The organism is Myroides odoratimimus, assembly GCF_038039805.1.
Taxonomy (GTDB): domain Bacteria; phylum Bacteroidota; class Bacteroidia; order Flavobacteriales; family Flavobacteriaceae; genus Flavobacterium; species Flavobacterium odoratimimum_B.
In genome coordinates, this window is record NZ_JBBPHK010000058.1 from 1 (window position 1) to 1753 (window position 1753).

General features: G+C 33.0%; 1 pseudogene. It reads right to left on the reverse strand.

Going from position 1 to position 1753, the window contains the following annotated elements:
* A pseudogene (locus AABL85_RS17370) lies at nt 1–1753 on the reverse strand (hypothetical protein); the annotation flags it as partial.

Below are 1753 nucleotides of genomic sequence, written 5' to 3' on the forward strand. Positions count from 1 at the left end.
ATAACAACATCTCCTGCTACTGTAGTATGAGTATATGTTCCGTCGTTATTGTTTACTAATGTATCACTTGTCCCGTCTAACTTAGTTTTTAACTCTTCTAATGCCTCTTGTACATTTGTTGATGTAAAACCATTAGTACTGTTATCAAAGGCAATAGCCTTAGCATTGGTATCAAACGTTACTGGTGTGCCATCGCCATTGTCATAAGTATAAGTACCATCGTTATTATTGGTCAAGCTTCCTTTAGAAACTGTTCCTAATACTGTATTGTCTTCTGATTTTAAGGTAATAGTTCCATCATTATTATCAACCAGAGTAACTCCTGCACCTGATCCTACTTTACTTAATAGGTTATCAATTGCATCTTGTACATTATCTGCTCCTAAATTAGATTTACTATCATCAAAAGCAATAGCTTTTGCATTGGTATCAATACTTGTGATTGTATCTCCTTTAGCATTTTTAAAAATATACACTCCATCTAATACTTCTACTTTTGTTGTATTAGCATCAATGATAACAACATCTCCTGCTACTGTAGTATGAGTATATGTTCCGTCGTTATTGTTTATTAATGTATCACTTGTCCCGTCTAACTTAGTTTTTAACTCTTCTAATGCCTCTTGTACATTTGTTGATGTAAAACCATTAGTACTGTTATCAAAGGCAATAGCCTTAGCATTGGTATCAAACGTTACTGGTGTGCCATCGCCATTGTCATAAGTATAAGTACCATCGTTATTATTGGTCAAGCTTCCTTTAGAAACTGTTCCTAATACTGTATTGTCTTCTGATTTTAAGGTAATAGTTCCATCATTATTATCAACCAGAGTAACTCCTGCACCTGATCCTACTTTACTTAATAGATTATCAATTGCATCTTGTACATTATCTGCTCCTAAATTAGATTTACTATCATCAAAAGCAATAGCCTTAGCGTTGGTATCAATCACTCCTATGATATCTCCTTGTGAGTTTTTAAACTCATATTTATTTGTAGTTGTATTTAAAGATACAGATACTTCTTTTGGATCAATTGTTACTCCTGTCTCTCCTAATTTTGGTTGACCATCAGCACCGATTTGACTCTCGTTATAATAAGTAAAAGTTCCATTGGTGTTTGGAACTAATAAAGTTACAGTCTCATTACCTTTTACTACTTCATCTAATGTTTTATAAATAACATTTCCTTGATCATCTGCTACACCTACACGATTATTTTCTCCCGTACCTGCATTTAATTTATCTGATGTAACTGCTTTATTACCTAATTTTTCATTAGTTATGCCTTCGTCTGCTACTTGAATAGTAGCATCAGCTAATAATGCTTTAATCCCTGTGGTTTTAGCCAAAAATTCTAAGCCGCCAGACACTACCAAATCTCCTGTGGTACCAGCTACTTCTGTAATTTTATCTAATAATTTTTCTATAGCTTCTTGAACATTTGTTACTCCAAGATTTGTAGAATTATCATTATAAACAATTGCATTTGCATTTGCATCAATCTCTCCTATGACATCTCCTTGTGAGTTTTTAAACTCATATTTATTTGTAGTTGTATTTAAAGATACAGATACTTCTTTTGGATCAATTGTTACTCCTGTCTCTCCTAATTTTGGTTGACCATCAGCACCGATTTGACTCTCGTTATAATAAGTAAAGGTTCCATTGGTATTTGGAACTAATAAAGTTATAGTCTCATTCCCCTTAACAATAGTGCTGAACTTTGAATTATCAACATTCTCAAACTTCT